This is a genomic window from Companilactobacillus versmoldensis DSM 14857 = KCTC 3814 (genome assembly GCF_001434295.1).
Taxonomy (GTDB): Bacteria; Bacillota; Bacilli; order Lactobacillales; family Lactobacillaceae; genus Companilactobacillus; species Companilactobacillus versmoldensis.
Map to the genome: position 1 here is coordinate 1 of NZ_AZFA01000002.1, position 13,660 is coordinate 13,660.

16 protein-coding genes and 1 tRNA gene are annotated in these 13,660 nt (G+C 36.7%); 3 read left to right on the forward strand and 14 right to left on the reverse strand.

The annotated features are described in order from the left end of the window. Positions 1-55: 55 nt before the first annotated feature. The 3 genes from FC27_RS01230 to FC27_RS01240 form a co-directional block, all read right to left on the reverse strand. Positions 56-1,024, reverse strand: a complete 969-nt coding sequence (locus FC27_RS01230; RefSeq protein ID WP_010623916.1) for a serine hydrolase domain-containing protein — start codon at positions 1,022-1,024, stop codon at positions 56-58. 120 nt (positions 1,025-1,144) lie between these two features. Beyond that, positions 1,145-3,019, reverse strand: coding sequence for an ABC transporter ATP-binding protein (locus FC27_RS01235; RefSeq protein WP_010623917.1), 1,875 nt, complete (start codon positions 3,017-3,019; stop codon positions 1,145-1,147). Continuing rightward, a complete protein-coding gene (locus tag FC27_RS01240) occupies positions 3,019-4,728 on the reverse strand; it encodes an ABC transporter ATP-binding protein (protein ID WP_010623918.1) in 1,710 nt (569 codons plus the stop codon). The genes FC27_RS01235 and FC27_RS01240 overlap by 1 nt, the downstream gene beginning before the upstream one ends. Before the next feature lie 100 nt (positions 4,729-4,828). Here FC27_RS01240 and FC27_RS01245 point away from each other — a divergent pair, with 100 nt between their 5' ends. From FC27_RS01245 to FC27_RS01255, 3 genes are all read left to right on the forward strand, one after another. After that, positions 4,829-5,503 carry a CPBP family intramembrane glutamic endopeptidase gene (locus FC27_RS01245; protein ID WP_010623919.1) on the forward strand — a complete coding sequence of 225 codons (675 nt, stop codon included), beginning with the start codon at positions 4,829-4,831 and terminating at the stop codon, positions 5,501-5,503. 1 nt (position 5,504) lies between these two features. Then, complete coding sequence (locus FC27_RS01250) at positions 5,505-5,735, forward strand: hypothetical protein (RefSeq protein WP_010623920.1); 231 nt, start codon at positions 5,505-5,507, stop codon at positions 5,733-5,735. Between the two features lie 42 nt (positions 5,736-5,777). Next, positions 5,778-5,850: transfer RNA gene (locus FC27_RS01255), tRNA-Glu, on the forward strand. Positions 5,851-6,537: 687 nt separating this feature from the next. On the opposite strand, the gene FC27_RS01260 is transcribed toward FC27_RS01255, so the two are convergent. From FC27_RS01260 to FC27_RS01300, 11 genes are all read right to left on the reverse strand, one after another. Further along, entirely contained in the window at positions 6,538-6,723 is a 186-nt protein-coding gene (locus tag FC27_RS01260) for a CsbD family protein (protein ID WP_010623921.1), read from the reverse strand. Between the two features lie 26 nt (positions 6,724-6,749). After that, entirely contained in the window at positions 6,750-6,887 is a 138-nt protein-coding gene (locus FC27_RS11890; protein ID WP_010623922.1) for a hypothetical protein, read from the reverse strand. A gap of 13 nt (positions 6,888-6,900) precedes the next feature. Beyond that, a complete protein-coding gene (locus FC27_RS01265) occupies positions 6,901-7,146 on the reverse strand; it encodes a GlsB/YeaQ/YmgE family stress response membrane protein (RefSeq protein ID WP_010623923.1) in 246 nt (81 codons plus the stop codon). A 116-nt stretch (positions 7,147-7,262) separates the two neighbouring features. Then, a complete protein-coding gene (locus tag FC27_RS01270; protein ID WP_010623924.1) occupies positions 7,263-8,249 on the reverse strand; it encodes an N-acetylmuramoyl-L-alanine amidase in 987 nt (328 codons plus the stop codon). After that, on the reverse strand, positions 8,250-8,669 hold the full coding sequence (locus FC27_RS01275) for a phage holin family protein (RefSeq protein WP_010623925.1): 420 nt from the start codon (positions 8,667-8,669) through the stop codon (positions 8,250-8,252). A gap of 113 nt (positions 8,670-8,782) precedes the next feature. Further along, entirely contained in the window at positions 8,783-9,190 is a 408-nt protein-coding gene (locus FC27_RS01280) for a hypothetical protein (protein WP_010623926.1), read from the reverse strand. Between the two features lie 12 nt (positions 9,191-9,202). Further along, positions 9,203-10,888 carry a hypothetical protein gene (locus FC27_RS01285; RefSeq protein ID WP_010623927.1) on the reverse strand — a complete coding sequence of 562 codons (1,686 nt, stop codon included), beginning with the start codon at positions 10,886-10,888 and terminating at the stop codon, positions 9,203-9,205. Further along, a complete protein-coding gene (locus FC27_RS01290) occupies positions 10,889-11,164 on the reverse strand; it encodes a hypothetical protein (RefSeq protein ID WP_010623928.1) in 276 nt (91 codons plus the stop codon). Beyond that, entirely contained in the window at positions 11,165-11,308 is a 144-nt protein-coding gene (locus tag FC27_RS11715) for a hypothetical protein (RefSeq protein WP_155802070.1), read from the reverse strand. Then, the gene (locus tag FC27_RS01295; RefSeq protein WP_010623929.1) at positions 11,308-12,978 is read right to left on the reverse strand and encodes a phage tail spike protein; all 1,671 of its coding nucleotides are present in this window, start codon (positions 12,976-12,978) and stop codon (positions 11,308-11,310) included. The genes FC27_RS11715 and FC27_RS01295 overlap by 1 nt, the downstream gene beginning before the upstream one ends. After that, positions 12,975-13,610, reverse strand: coding sequence for a hypothetical protein (locus FC27_RS01300; protein ID WP_010623930.1), 636 nt, complete (start codon positions 13,608-13,610; stop codon positions 12,975-12,977). The genes FC27_RS01295 and FC27_RS01300 overlap by 4 nt, the downstream gene beginning before the upstream one ends. Between the last annotated feature and the right edge of the window lie 50 nt (positions 13,611-13,660).

Genomic DNA, 13,660 nt, shown 5'->3' on the forward strand with positions numbered 1-13,660 from the left:
CAGAAAGTTTAGACCCAAAAGTTCTGACCACTGATGTGAAGTGATCAGAACTTTTTTATTTATCTTCGATTAGAAAACTACTCAAAATATTCTCACGTCGATTCAAAAACAGTTGGTTATCCTCGACCGGGTGTACACGATTAGATAAGAAGACCATTGCAGAATCAGTCTGCTGATCCAAAGCAATGAAATGACCAGTATATCCAGTATGGAATAACACATGACCATTACCATCTGGCTTGATATCCCAACCGAGCGAACGTCCAGGATCCAATTGAGTGAAATTATGATACAAGTTTTTGAATTGTGGCTTTAACATGATAACTGCAAATTTCATGACATCATTTAAATTAGAGAACATCCCTGCAGACCCACATCTGACTCCTAGTTGACGCGCCTTAGGGTCATTTGCCACACCTTGCATAAATTCTCCATGTAATTGATAAGTGGGCGTACAGCGTGATTCTACAGGCTTAAAAGTACTATCTTCTAATTCCCAAGGAATCAAAATCTCATCAACGATGGCTTTTTGGACCGGCTCTTTGACAATTTTCTCAATGATCAAGCCTAAAAAAATCATTCCGGTATCTGTATATTTGACGATTCTTTCAAAATTTTCAGTTACCGGTAAATTCAACAGTGCATCGATCAACTCATCGCCATTCAATCGATCACGATTAGGGATATATCCGTCAATACCCGATGTGTGGGTAAGCAAATGAATGATTTTCACCCGCGGATCAGCAAATTTTGGTAAAATTTTTTGGATCGGATCTTCTAGAGAAATTTTTCCTTGGTCAACTAATTTTAGTATCAATGGGACAGTTCCCATGATTTTGGTCAAGGAGGCTAAATCGTATAATTCGTCGCCTTCTAGAGCTTGCTTTTCTGGCTGCCAGGAGCGATCGCCGTAAAATTCCTGCAAACTTTTTCCGTGATCGATAAAACCATAACTTACTCCGGGAACTATTTGTTGATTGACTAATGATCTGATCATTGCTGTCGTTTGTTCAAATGAGCTCATAGTTATCTCCTTTATCTAAAATAAAAGGTCGCAAATCCACGATGTGAGTTTGCGACCTTTGACGCAAGAAAACGCAACATCTATGCGAAATCTAATACGTCTGTATTATAACAAATTTCTTTAAATAGCAACGTTTCCAGCAAACTGACTATTATATAGATCAGCATAGAAACCGTTTTTAGCCATCAATTCTTCATGATTACCAGTTTCAACAATCGAGCCTTCATTCATGACGATGATCTTGTCAGCATCACGGATAGTTGATAATCGATGAGCTACCACGAAACTTGTCCGATTTTGCAACAAGCGCTGCATAGCGTGTTGAATATGGACTTCAGTTCTGGTATCGACTGAAGAAGTAGCTTCATCTAGAATCAGAATTTCTGGATCGGCAATAAATGCACGAGCAATAGTGATCAACTGACGCTGACCTTGAGAAATATTTGAGGCCTCTTCATTTAGGACAGTATCATAACCATCAGGCAACTGACGCACGAAACTATCGACATGGGCAGCCTTAGCAGCAGCCAGGATCTCTTCTTTAGAAGCTGACTCATTACTGTACTTAAGGTTGTCGTAAATCGTTCCTGTGAACAACCAAGTGTCCTGAAGGACCATGGCATAGTGTTGCCGAACTTCTTCACGACTCATGTTTCGGATATCACGACCGTCTAATTTGATCGAACCACCCTTCACATCGTAGAAACGTTCTAACAAGTTGATGACAGTTGTCTTACCGGCTCCCGTCGGTCCAACGATGGCAACCATCTCACCAGGGTCTACTTGCAGATTGTAGTCCTCCATTAACAATGGCTTATCCGCATAACCAAAATCCATATGATCCAAAATGATCTTCTTATCAGTCTCGATATCAGGGATATCGACTGGGTCATTATTCATTTCTGGTTCATCGATAACTTCAAAAATACGTTCTGCTGAAGCTACAGTGGCCTGAATAGTATTGGCTAAGTTAGCTAACTGAGTGATCGGTTGTGAAAATTGATTCATATATTGAAGAAAGGCTTGGATATTACCCAAAGCAATCCCACCATTAGCAACTTGGATACCACCAAACATGGCAATGAAAACATAACCCAAGTTATTAACTAAAGTCATTAAAGGCATGATGATACCAGAGATCATTTGTGCACGCCATGAAGCTTTATAGAGCGTAGCATTTTCCTGATCGAATTTTTCTAAAGCTGTCCGTTCATGGTTAAAACTCTTAACGACCACGTGACCAGCGTAATTTTCCTCAACTTGGTTGTTCAAAAGACCAAGTGATTTTTGTTGTCGAGCAAACAACTTCTGTGAAGCTGGAGCAACAAAACCAATCACGATCAAACTCAATGGAATAGTTGCTAAAGCAATCAGTGTAAGCTGCCAACTGATCGTGAACATCATGAACAAAACACCAACGAACGTCACAGTACTAGTTACGACCTGGGTGATACTTTGCTGTAAAGTACCAGCAATGTTATCCATATCGTTAATAGCACGAGACATGATATCACCATTGGAATGCTCATCATAATAACTGATCGGCAAACGTTTCATTTTAGCTTTCAGGTCTCTTCTTAATTTATACACAGTTCTTTGCGAAATCCGTGACATCACAAATTGTTGAACGAAGCCAAAGATGGCTGAAGCAATGTACATTAAGAACACGATAAGGATAATTTGTTTGATCTTATCAAAATCAATTGGGAATTGATCTACTTGAATACCAGCTTTTTGTTGAGCAACACCAGTCATGAAACCTTTATAAATAACTGTTGTAGCCTGACCTAAAACAGCCGGTGTCATTACTTGAAAAACTGAGGACAAAATTGTCAAAATGACGACTAAGACCATGCCCCAAATATAAACAGACATATACGAAGCCAAACGCCGAACTGTTTTCCAGAAATTCTTCGGCTTGCTAGCTTTAGGTCCAACTGCATGAGGATTTTTAGGCCCAACTGATTGAGTGGTAGTTTCTTTGTCTTTAGCCATTATTTGCCCCCTTTAATTTGAGACTCAATAATTTCTTGATAAGTCTTATTATTTTCTTTCAATTCTTGATGAGTTCCTAGTCCAACCATTTTACCGTTATCAAGGACTAAAATTTGATCGGCGTCAGCAACAGTTGAAACACGTTGTCCAACAATGACCACAACACTTTGATTGATCTTAGGATCTGCTTTTAGAGCAGTCCGAAGATTCAAGTCGGTCTTGAAATCAAGTGCGGAGAAGGAATCATCGAAGACATAGATCGAAGCATTTTTAACCAATGCACGTGCAATAGCTAAACGCTGCTTTTGACCACCAGAGAAGTTATCCCCGCCTTGTTCAACTTTGGCATCAAGGTCATCGACAAATTCAGTAGCTTGTGCGATATCCAATGCATGCCAAATATCATCATCAGTCGCATCATCACGCCCATAAAGCATATTACTGCGAATAGTTCCCTTAAACAGCACTGCTTCCTGAGGAACTAATGAAACTTGATGATTGATATCTTCAGTATTCAAAGCTTTAACATCCGTCCCATTGATCCGAACCGTTCCGGTTTCTGAATCATAAAATCTTGGGATCAGATTGATCAAAGTACTCTTACCAGATCCAGTACCACCAATAATAGCTAAAGTCTGACCTTTTTTCATATCAAAATTGATATTTGATAAAGCCAATTTTTCAGCACCTAGATAGCGGAAGTTTACATCATTGAACTCCAATGAAGCTTCCCCTTTGATCTTAGCTGGTTTAGCAACTGTATCGATCTGACTTTGTTTATCTAAAACTTCATTGATACGAGCAGCTGAAGCTGAAGCTCTTGGAATCAAAACAAAAATCAATGATAAAATCATAAAACTCATTAAAATTTGCATCGCATATGTCATAAACGCAATTAAATTACCAACTTGCATCGATTGGTTAGCGATATAATGAGACCCCAGCCAAGTAATACCAATATTAGTCCCACTCATGATCAATGTAATAAATGGAACCATCATTGCAACTATTGTATAAACTTTGATAGCATTGTTTGTATAGTTGTCATTGGCTCCTTTGAAACGATTTTGTTCAAAGTCATCCTGACGAAAGGCTCTAATAACCCTTACACCAGTCAATCCTTCACGGAAGATCAAGTTAAGCCGATCGGTCTTCTTCTGCATTGCCTTAAATAATGGCACTGCAAAATACATAACTGTACCGACAACAATGACCAAAGCAGGAATAACAACAATGAATATTTTTGTCATTGCCGCATTCTTCTGATAAGCCATAAATCCTGCACCTACTAGTAAGATTGGAGCCATGATCATCATCCTCAACATCATCACGATAACGTTTTGAATCTGCATAACATCGTTTGTAGTTCTCGTCGTCAAAGATGAAGTGTCAAACGCATCAAATTCATCATGAGAAAAGAATAAAACTTTTCTAAATAAATCTGAACGTAAATTTCTTCCTAATCCCTGTGAAGCTTGTGACGCCAAGAATACGTTACAAATCGAAGCTAGAACTGTTAGCACTGATACAAAAATCATTTTCATACCGGCAGTCACAATATAACCTGTTTGTCCTTTGGCAATACCGTTATTAACGATATCCGCAGTAATATTAGGTAGATATAATGAAGCAATAACTTGAACGATCATGAACATGATCGATCCAACGACTTGCCAGATATTCAAACGTCCGCGCACTACCTTAAACATTCATTCACTCCCTTTTCTCGAAGACCAAATCGGTCATTCTAGTATTAAATCACTTCTTGCGATAGAATTCTATAAATAGAACAAATAAGGTGGTCTTACATTGACTAATAAAAATCCAGAATTTAATCCATTTAAAAGTCTATTTCATATTATAGCCTTTATTTTACTTTTTATCGTTGAGCAAATACCATTAAGCATTTTAACTTTCACCAAAGCTCAACTTGGACCAAATTACGAAAGTTATTTAAAAGTTGCTCCAGTAATTTCATTATTATTAATGATCGTCACAGCAGCGATTTTATACTTCACATTTAAAAAAGCGCAAAAGTTCCCAACTGTTAGATTCACTAACAAAACCTGGCTGACTATTTTAGCTGGTACCATTTTGGCTCTGGTCATTAACTACGCAACAATACCCTTTATGAAGGCTCAAAATTCAAATGTTGATGCACTACAAACACTCGGGCAAAACAGTCAGATTTTATTAGTCTTTTCTGTCCTGGTTGTATCACCGATCTTTGAAGAGATACTCTTCCGAGGAATCATGATGAATTGGTTTTTTGTTAATCGACCATTTGTTTCAATTTTGATCAGTGGAATAATTTTTGGATTTGCTCATGCTCCGATTTCAAATAACATGGATTGGATCTATGCACTATCTAAGATTCTCTTAGGAATTTTACTAGCAATTGTATATTATAGAACCAAAAATATAAAAGCAGACATTTCTGTTCATTTCTTAAATAATTTCTTATCAATCGTGCTGGCTATATAATATGGATAAACAAGAGAAAACACTTCAAACAACTATCAAAAACACTATTCGAAATACTTTGATCTATGCTATCTTCAGTATTTTATTACTGACGACTGGCACGATCACAGGTTGGATCTTCTTTGAATTTGTCGCAATTGCCTCAGTCTTAGTCACCTTTATCTACTTAATTTACCTAGTGTATTTAACGATACTTAAAATAAGATTAAAAAATGACCAAAATCATCATTGACATATCTATGTCTTTCAAGTTAAAATATAAAAGTTGTTTAATTGCCCGTTGGTCAAATGGTTTAAGACGCCACCCTCTCAAGGTGGAGTTATGGGTTCGATTCCCATACGGGTGATATTTTAAGTATTTTATAACATTTTCATTTTTATAAAAGGGCTGTAAACGTTGAGTTTACGGCTTTTTTATTTTTTGCATATTCTAAAGCATTCTAGATTTTTATATAGTTGTCACACAAGTGTCACACAAATCACGCAAAAAAATACCCACACCTAAATTAATAGATGTGGGTTGTTATATAATTTTGCAAATAAAAAAGCCCTACTTGACAAAGGCAAATGACAAGCTAGGCTTCTACTAGAACGGCAAGACTACTGAGCGTTGTAGTCAAGAGATACGAAACATTCAAAACTTAATACAAGTGAATCTTAACAAATTATGTAGCAAACAGTCAAATTTTTTTCACTTTTCTCTTTCTTTTTGATAATATCTTAAAAGAGGACATGCACTGCGCTTCGTTCTCGTATGTTTGTGCTCTACGAAGAATAAATAGTTCTCAAATGGAGGTACGAACATGAAAAATTTAATACAATTTTTTGTTACACATGGATTCGAGTTGTTCACACTTGGCATAGCTATCATTGCCGAGTTATTAATCGCAATTTTTATTCATTAGTCAGCAGTGCGGCAGATGTGGGATTGAGCCCCCGCATCTGCTTTTTTTTTGTTTACACAATAACACATACTTTAATTTATATCCAATAAAAAAACCACACCTAATTTAATAGGTATGGTTAATTCAATATTACTTTTCAGACTTCTTGTTAATTTTTTCAGCAACCTTATCAACAATATTGTCGGCTTTTTCTTTGGCTTGTCCAACCTTTTCTTGAATCTTACCTTTTAGCTCTTTCTTATCATCGTCAGTTGCTTTCCCAACTGTCTCATTAGTTTTTCCTTTAATCCTATCCTTTTTGCTATCAATACTCATATTAACATCTCCTTTTGAATATATTATTAATGAACCTTTTTTTGCAATTCATCGCCAGCTTTATCAATACCTTTAGCGGCAACAATAGTTCCTCCTATAAGTACACCTCCGACGATCAATGTACTAACAGCCATAAAAACAAAAACATTCTTTAATATACCCATGATGTGATCCTCCTCAAGCTTTTTTTCTTACTACGAAGGATACAATCAATACAAGAACGATTGCTCCAATCAACGATGGAACGATTGCCATTCCTGCAAGTTGCGGACCCCATGATCCTAATATTCCTTCACCAATGAATGATCCCACAATACCAGCTATTATGTTAGCAATCCAGCCCATAGATTCTCCTCTATTAGTAACTGCTCCAGCGATTGCACCAATAACTGCACCTACAATTAGAACCCATAACCAATGCATAAAATCACTCCTTTTTATATTTATAATTAGATGCTAATATATTGAGATTATTTTTGCAAATTATACACAAAAAAAGACCCACACCTAAATTAATAGATGTGGGTATTATTGTATCTTTATCCCTTGAATCCAGAACCTTGCTGAAATTTTACTGGGATATATTCATCTGTGGAAACTTGGTAGCACCAGCCTACATTAGGTACTTTAAATAGTTCTTCACCGGTTGCCCATGAAGTGCCACCTTTAAATAATTGGTTGCTGTCTTTGATACTTTGACCTTTAGAATTGTATGCATTAACTCCGTAGCCGTCTAGATAATTAATCACGATCTTACCCGCCTTGTCAGTTACCGACTGTGGAATGTAAGTATCATTACCGATTTTAAAGTACGCTTTTTTATCATGTACTAGAATATCAGACGATTGCCATGCCGTTCCACTAAGGATGTCAGTCCCAATATTGGGAACGCCTTTGCTACTCGTTGTGGTAAATGCTTTGAAGTAATCAGCCGTCACGGTCACCACATTATTAATAGTGGCTTTTTTCTCTGGTTCGGGCTCGTCATCAAATCCGTTTGCAAGGTCATATGCTAGCTGTGATTTAATGATACCCATGCTTGCAAAATAAGGATAAGGGTCAACATGGTCACCGCCAAAATTATTAGTTACCCATTGATGTGTCTTGATTCCATTGCCCCCACCATCTAGGGTGAGTGGGATGCCGTAAGCATTAGCATAGTAGCGAGCTACTTCCACATACAAACGATAGACTTCTTGAAATTGCTGCTTGTCGCCTGTTCTTGCAAATTCGATTTGTACTGGTGCGTATGGATTAGCCGTTAATGCTCCCCACGATACGTAGCCTGGTTCACCGATTTGGTAAATTTGCGCCTTGCCATCCATATAACCAACGAAAAACTGAACGTAAGCACTGCCATAGTTATTATGCATATACTGTACTTCATGCAGTAACGCTTGTGAATCTCGCTTGTCGTTATCATTACCAGATTCGTGGAGGATAATAAAACGGTTAGAAGCTAGCCGTGTATCACCTTGATAATCGCCCAGTGCGTATGTCTTATTAATAATATTCGGATTAAACATTTATTTGCCCTCCTTATTTTCTTTCTTAGGTTCGCCATTCTCAGCATCTTGGCTAAGTTTGCTTAGCCTATCCTTGATAAATTGCGGAAGTGGCAAGCCCATTTGTCCTACGTTCTCTGTAATTGACGTAGCATACATAAATATCCACAACCATAGAACCGCATCGCCTACCCATTTATATCCAATAGCAATTGACCACGGATATAATAGCCACACTAAAAGTATGATCGTGATATGAATAGCGAATCCTTTTTTGCCGATACCGCTATCGGTTGTAGATGTTACTAATGATTTTGAAATCCCTGTAATCACATCGGCAAAAATTAAAACTGCCAATGTGAATAGCAACGAATTTTTGTCTAAGTGTTCCATTGCATCAATCCAATTAATTGGACCGACATTTGGTAATGGTGCATACATATATATATTTCATCTCCCTAATTTTTCGTAACTAAAATAAGCCTATAAGGCTGTGATTTTAGTTATTTTTATGTCAGTTACCTGACCCACCGTGATTTGTTGATTATTAATCATCAATTCCATTCTTCTACTGTTATCATAACTGTATAGTTATAGCCTTTGGATGTTGTCACTATAAGTTTGTCTGGTTCATCAGTCAAACTTCTTTCTCGATGGATTTTCAAAGATGTATTTTGGAACTGAGTTGGTTCATCAATCGAATTGACATCAAAAACCTGTTTCGATGTTACAGAACGAATTCTAAATTTTTTTAAACCCTCCCAATGTTTCCCCACGTTAGGAAATATTATTTCCGCCGTAGAGGGTGAGAGATATAAATCATCATTATATCTAGAAATAGTCGAGTCATGGTCACTACTTATATACAAAATAGTACCTGGTTCTAATTTAGCTGCGCCACCAAACTCTTGACCGTTATACATAATTTTACCCACGTCATTACCTCCAATTTTTAAATTCATTTAGATACCTCCTTAAGCATCAGGAATCACATACAGAATTTTTGGATCAACAGTTCCAGCACTAACTAACGCATCGTAGTCGTCTTGACTGATTGAAGTAATCATAGTTTTAACGGTGTTCTGTAGTGCTGTAACGTCCGTCTTGTCGGCTTTCTTCGTGATACTTTCATCAATAGCATCAACAGTAGTTTGATTCTTACTAATCGTATCTGCCAGTTCTTCAATAGTATCCATATTTTCAGGCGCTGACCCGATAATATCCTTGATACTTTGTTCAGCGTACGTTTTGGCTTGTCCAACACCTGTAGCAACCTTGCTGTCGACATTGGCAGTTGTGGAATAGTTGGCTTTGTCTAAGGCATTTGTAATAGATGTTTGAACATCTTCCGGAGCTGGTGTCCAATCAGTTACAATATTTCCTTCCTGAATTTGAACATTATCAACAGTTTTCCAGCCATATCCATCATTTAATGCAACAAACCCAAAGCGAAACCTAGTTATAGCAAAATCTTCTGAAATTTTTACAGTGCTAGTCCATCTCTCCCATTTTGTAGAATCACTTGTAACGTGCCGTGAATGTTCCATAAATGCACCCGTTAAAGGTGTTTCTCCAGAAAACACATAATCAGATGCCTGACCACCTGCGGAACCTGCGGTTGAATAGTAATAACTAAAAGTGTATGTTTTGCCGGCTTTTAGTTCAATCGGATTATCTAGCGTCCACGATTTACTATAATCCGTTACTTTTTCGCCAGAAATCTTTGCCATGTATGTTCCGAATGGCTTGGGAGAACCATCATATTCTTTAGACAAAATTAATCCATGGCTTTTTCCAGACTCAAAACTAGAATCCAAAACTAAGTTTCTAGTTCCAATTTCAGGAACCTTCAAAGCATCATATCTGTTTTCAATACCTGTTGCTCGGCTATCTAAACCGTCTAAAGATGTATTTAAATCTTCAACGTCTTTATTAATTAATGCTTTGAAGCTGTCATAGTCGCCTTGCAAAGTCTTTAGTAGTGCTTTAAATCTGTTTTCGAAGTCTGCTTTTTGCTTGCCGAAATCAGTTTCAAAGCCTGCTTTTTGGCTATTAAAATCACTTGTCCGTTTGCCTTGAGCGTCTGTAAATGCTGTCTGTGAACTACTTTGGAATTTGTTCCATGCCGCTTTAGCAGCATCCAAGTCTTCCTTCGACTTATCCACAAAGTCAGTCATCTTGCCAGTCAGCTCAGCGACTTTCCTATCAATCGTCGAATTTCCGGTATCTGCAAAGTCTTTTAATGCTAAAACGTAAGATTGACCTTCCTTGATTAATGTTTCAAAGTCATCGATATAACTGCCTGCTTCTTTTATTGATCCGATCCCTTGTAGCACGACTAACTTCACACTTGATGTGGAATCATCTCCGATTTTGAAATACATGTTTCTGAACACGCCGACATTTGTGTACATTTCATCTGGAAACTTGACCTTGAACGTGTTTCCCGACTTATCGGTCACAGGTTGCTTAATCAATCTTTCATCGGGTGTCTTGGCAATGAGTTCAATGTCAACTGTAGATAAATCAGTGTACTTTTCGAATGACTTTCCTAAAGTAACTTGTAGCTCGTCGCCTGTGTCGCCTTGACGAATCTTTAAAGGTAACTCGTAAATAGGCACTGTCTTGTCTGTATCTAGAATAATTTTAGGTAAACTCATTTAATTACCTCCATTCAAAATATTATTAATTAAACTTCTATCAAAATTAAAAGGTCTATGAAGTTGACCATCAAAATATGTATAGTAATCATGCAACTTTTCAAATAATGGATATTCCAAATCAATTAAATGAACATATGTATATCCTTGTTCGATAATGTTTTCATCCGGCTTAAAATCATTAAACAATTTGAAACTATATTTGGAATCGTCATCTGATTTAAGATAATCAGTTACGGCTCCAACATCGTTGGTTTTGATATAAATATTTGCCAATTATTTTTGCTCCTTTTTTAATTTTTCATTTTCTTCTTTGAGATGTTTATTTTCGATAAACAAAACAGAATTCTCAACCTGTGTATTAGCCAGCTTTTCAGATATATCCTTAATTACTTCATTTGCATCTACATTTGAATTCATTATTCTGTTAGCACCTTTCTGCCATTGATTAATAAATCTCCATTACTTGTACCGGTTAATTTAGCACCATCTACCCAGATGTACCCACCATTTGCAGTTGACATTCCACGAACTCCATCAATCTCATAAACAGTCAGATTAGGCGTTGAAATACCATAGCTAGTGACTGATGTTTTGGTTGAACCAGAACTTAAAGCAAGACCGGTATCACCAGTAATACTTACACCATGAATTTCACCACCATTGATATAAATACCTGTCATTGACTGACCCACAAATTTATCAGCATAGACGTTACCACGGTTATCAATAGCTACCGTACCTTTACCGTCATAATAGATACCTTTAGAGTTCCACCGCATTCCATAGTTACCACCCGATTCGCTGGCAACAATATCCGTTGGGTTTTCTCTATTGGGAAGGAACCTTATTACATAACGACCGCTGCCATTGATATAGCCCAACATGTTATCCCTGGTATCGTTAACATTTTTCTTCAATTCGTCCATCAACTGCTGTTTTTCTTTATCGCTGGCTTTCAAATCATCGACATTTTTGTTGGTTTCGTTAACATCATCCTTTACGTCTGAAACATCCCCAGAAACGTTATCAATTTTCTTGTCTAAATTATGAAATACAGACGTGGCTTGAGTACCTGCTTTAATGACTGTGGCACTTTCATTAATTGGGTCGAATTGCATTTCATAAATTCTTAGTTGAACGTTGATATCAAAATCGGGATCATAAATCTTAGCAAAGTCAGCAAGTTCAAACTTCTGCTTTCTAAGACTTCGATATTCAAATGTATTGATTTCAACATCATATGCTGGCTTATCAATTCCTGGATTGTCATTGAAGTAATTGTTTGCTTCCGTGGAGAAATCCTTTCCGCCTTCGACTGCACTAGAAAAGTCCACCGCTTTCAAATACTCGTGCTGGTATTTTGAATAGAGTGGACTTTTTATTTTACTTCCATAAATAGGTTCTTTATTTTCTCCCTCTTTAGGCTTGTAATAAGGGATGATTGCTGTTACCAATCCGTTAAGTGAACGTTTTACAGATATATTTGAGATATTCTTTCCTTTTCTCAAAACAATCGTCTTAAAATCATTGGCTTTAGTTAAATTCATATTGAATTTATCTTTTAAAACATACGTACCAGTAACTTTTGCGATTGAATTGGTTGAGCCTATAACCATCTCGTTGACATTAGTATTAGATTCAAAAATAACGTTAGTGCCTGTAAACTGCTCATCAATGTCAGTTGTCAAACTGAACTGACTTGGCGTATTAGTAGCACTTTTAATCTGGTTCAAAATATATTGTGCATTGAACCCATCAATTGGAATCTGATTTTGAGCCATGTAATTGTTAAGAATTACGCTAATATGGCTGCATGAAACTTTGACATATCCAGATGTGGAATCCTTATCGATGTCGGTAATCATAAATAGATCATAATCCCGAACTGAATCAGGTTTAACTTTCACTATCATTTCTTCTTTAACAACATTATAGAATCGACTGTTCTTGGCCAATTCAAAGTCAAATGTATAAGCACCATTCAATGTATTTTGAACAATAGCACTTCCTTGGATAATCCCAGTTATCTTACCTAAGCCATTATTTGTGAATTCAGTTTCATCTGCTTTGTATAAAATTGGCGTCATATTGTTCGCCACCTTGGTCTAACGATTACTTGTGATACATCACCATCCCAGGAGATTTTATTAACTCCACGAGAGAGAGAGGGAAATTCGTCTATAGTTGTATTCTCATTAACGAATGTGATGCTTCCATCGTCTTTGGTCTTAAAAGCATCTTGATTTTCTTCAGCTGAATCCAACTCAATAAAACCATCAATGTTTAAATCAAAAGTACGATCATTAATTTGAAATTTAACAGCACCATTCCCAGTAATTTTGAAATATGGTTTCGCATCAAATAAAAAATAACTAAATAGCTCAAAAGGTTCTGAGAAAGTTAATTCTTTATCGATTTCAAAATATTTAAACGCCGCTGCTGACAATTTATATTTATAAATTCTAGCATTAGACAAACGTGTAATTCTATCAACTTCCACATTTTCGATGTTCTTAACAAAGTATGTAAAATCAGGGTCTGTATATATTCTAAATGGCTTATAATCAAATCCGTCAAACAATGTAAATAACTGAGCCTCTAAGTTATATCGTTCCTGTTCAGTCTTAGCCATGGTTACGAATTCTAATTCGAATTCACGATTCTCGTATGAATTTTCATCAGAAATTAAAGATTTGCTAGAACCATCAATACTTGTCAAACTCCCTTTTCGCTTTGGAAGCGGAATTTTAACAAATGATGTAATACGTG

What these genes read in the sequence shown, in the direction of transcription:
- FC27_RS01270 (WP_010623924.1), bottom strand. Translation starts at nt 8,249, where the DNA reads ATGTTTAATCCGAATATTATTAATAAGACATACGCACTGGGCGATTAT.
- FC27_RS01285 (WP_010623927.1), bottom strand. Translation starts at nt 10,888, where the DNA reads ATGAGTTTACCTAAAATTATTCTAGATACAGACAAGACAGTGCCTATT.
- FC27_RS01275 (WP_010623925.1), bottom strand. Translation starts at nt 8,669, where the DNA reads ATGTATGCACCATTACCAAATGTCGGTCCAATTAATTGGATTGATGCA.
- FC27_RS01295 (WP_010623929.1), bottom strand. Translation starts at nt 12,978, where the DNA reads ATGACGCCAATTTTATACAAAGCAGATGAAACTGAATTCACAAATAAT.
- FC27_RS01280 (WP_010623926.1), bottom strand. Translation starts at nt 9,190, where the DNA reads ATGAATTTAAAAATTGGAGGTAATGACGTGGGTAAAATTATGTATAAC.
- FC27_RS01240 (WP_010623918.1), bottom strand. Translation starts at nt 4,728, where the DNA reads ATGTTTAAGGTAGTGCGCGGACGTTTGAATATCTGGCAAGTCGTTGGA.
- FC27_RS01250 (WP_010623920.1), top strand. Translation starts at nt 5,505, where the DNA reads ATGGATAAACAAGAGAAAACACTTCAAACAACTATCAAAAACACTATT.
- FC27_RS01260 (WP_010623921.1), bottom strand. Translation starts at nt 6,723, where the DNA reads ATGAGTATTGATAGCAAAAAGGATAGGATTAAAGGAAAAACTAATGAG.
- FC27_RS11890 (WP_010623922.1), bottom strand. Translation starts at nt 6,887, where the DNA reads ATGGGTATATTAAAGAATGTTTTTGTTTTTATGGCTGTTAGTACATTG.
- FC27_RS01230 (WP_010623916.1), bottom strand. Translation starts at nt 1,024, where the DNA reads ATGAGCTCATTTGAACAAACGACAGCAATGATCAGATCATTAGTCAAT.
- FC27_RS11715 (WP_155802070.1), bottom strand. Translation starts at nt 11,308, where the DNA reads ATGAATTCAAATGTAGATGCAAATGAAGTAATTAAGGATATATCTGAA.
- FC27_RS01265 (WP_010623923.1), bottom strand. Translation starts at nt 7,146, where the DNA reads ATGCATTGGTTATGGGTTCTAATTGTAGGTGCAGTTATTGGTGCAATC.
- FC27_RS01235 (WP_010623917.1), bottom strand. Translation starts at nt 3,019, where the DNA reads ATGGCTAAAGACAAAGAAACTACCACTCAATCAGTTGGGCCTAAAAAT.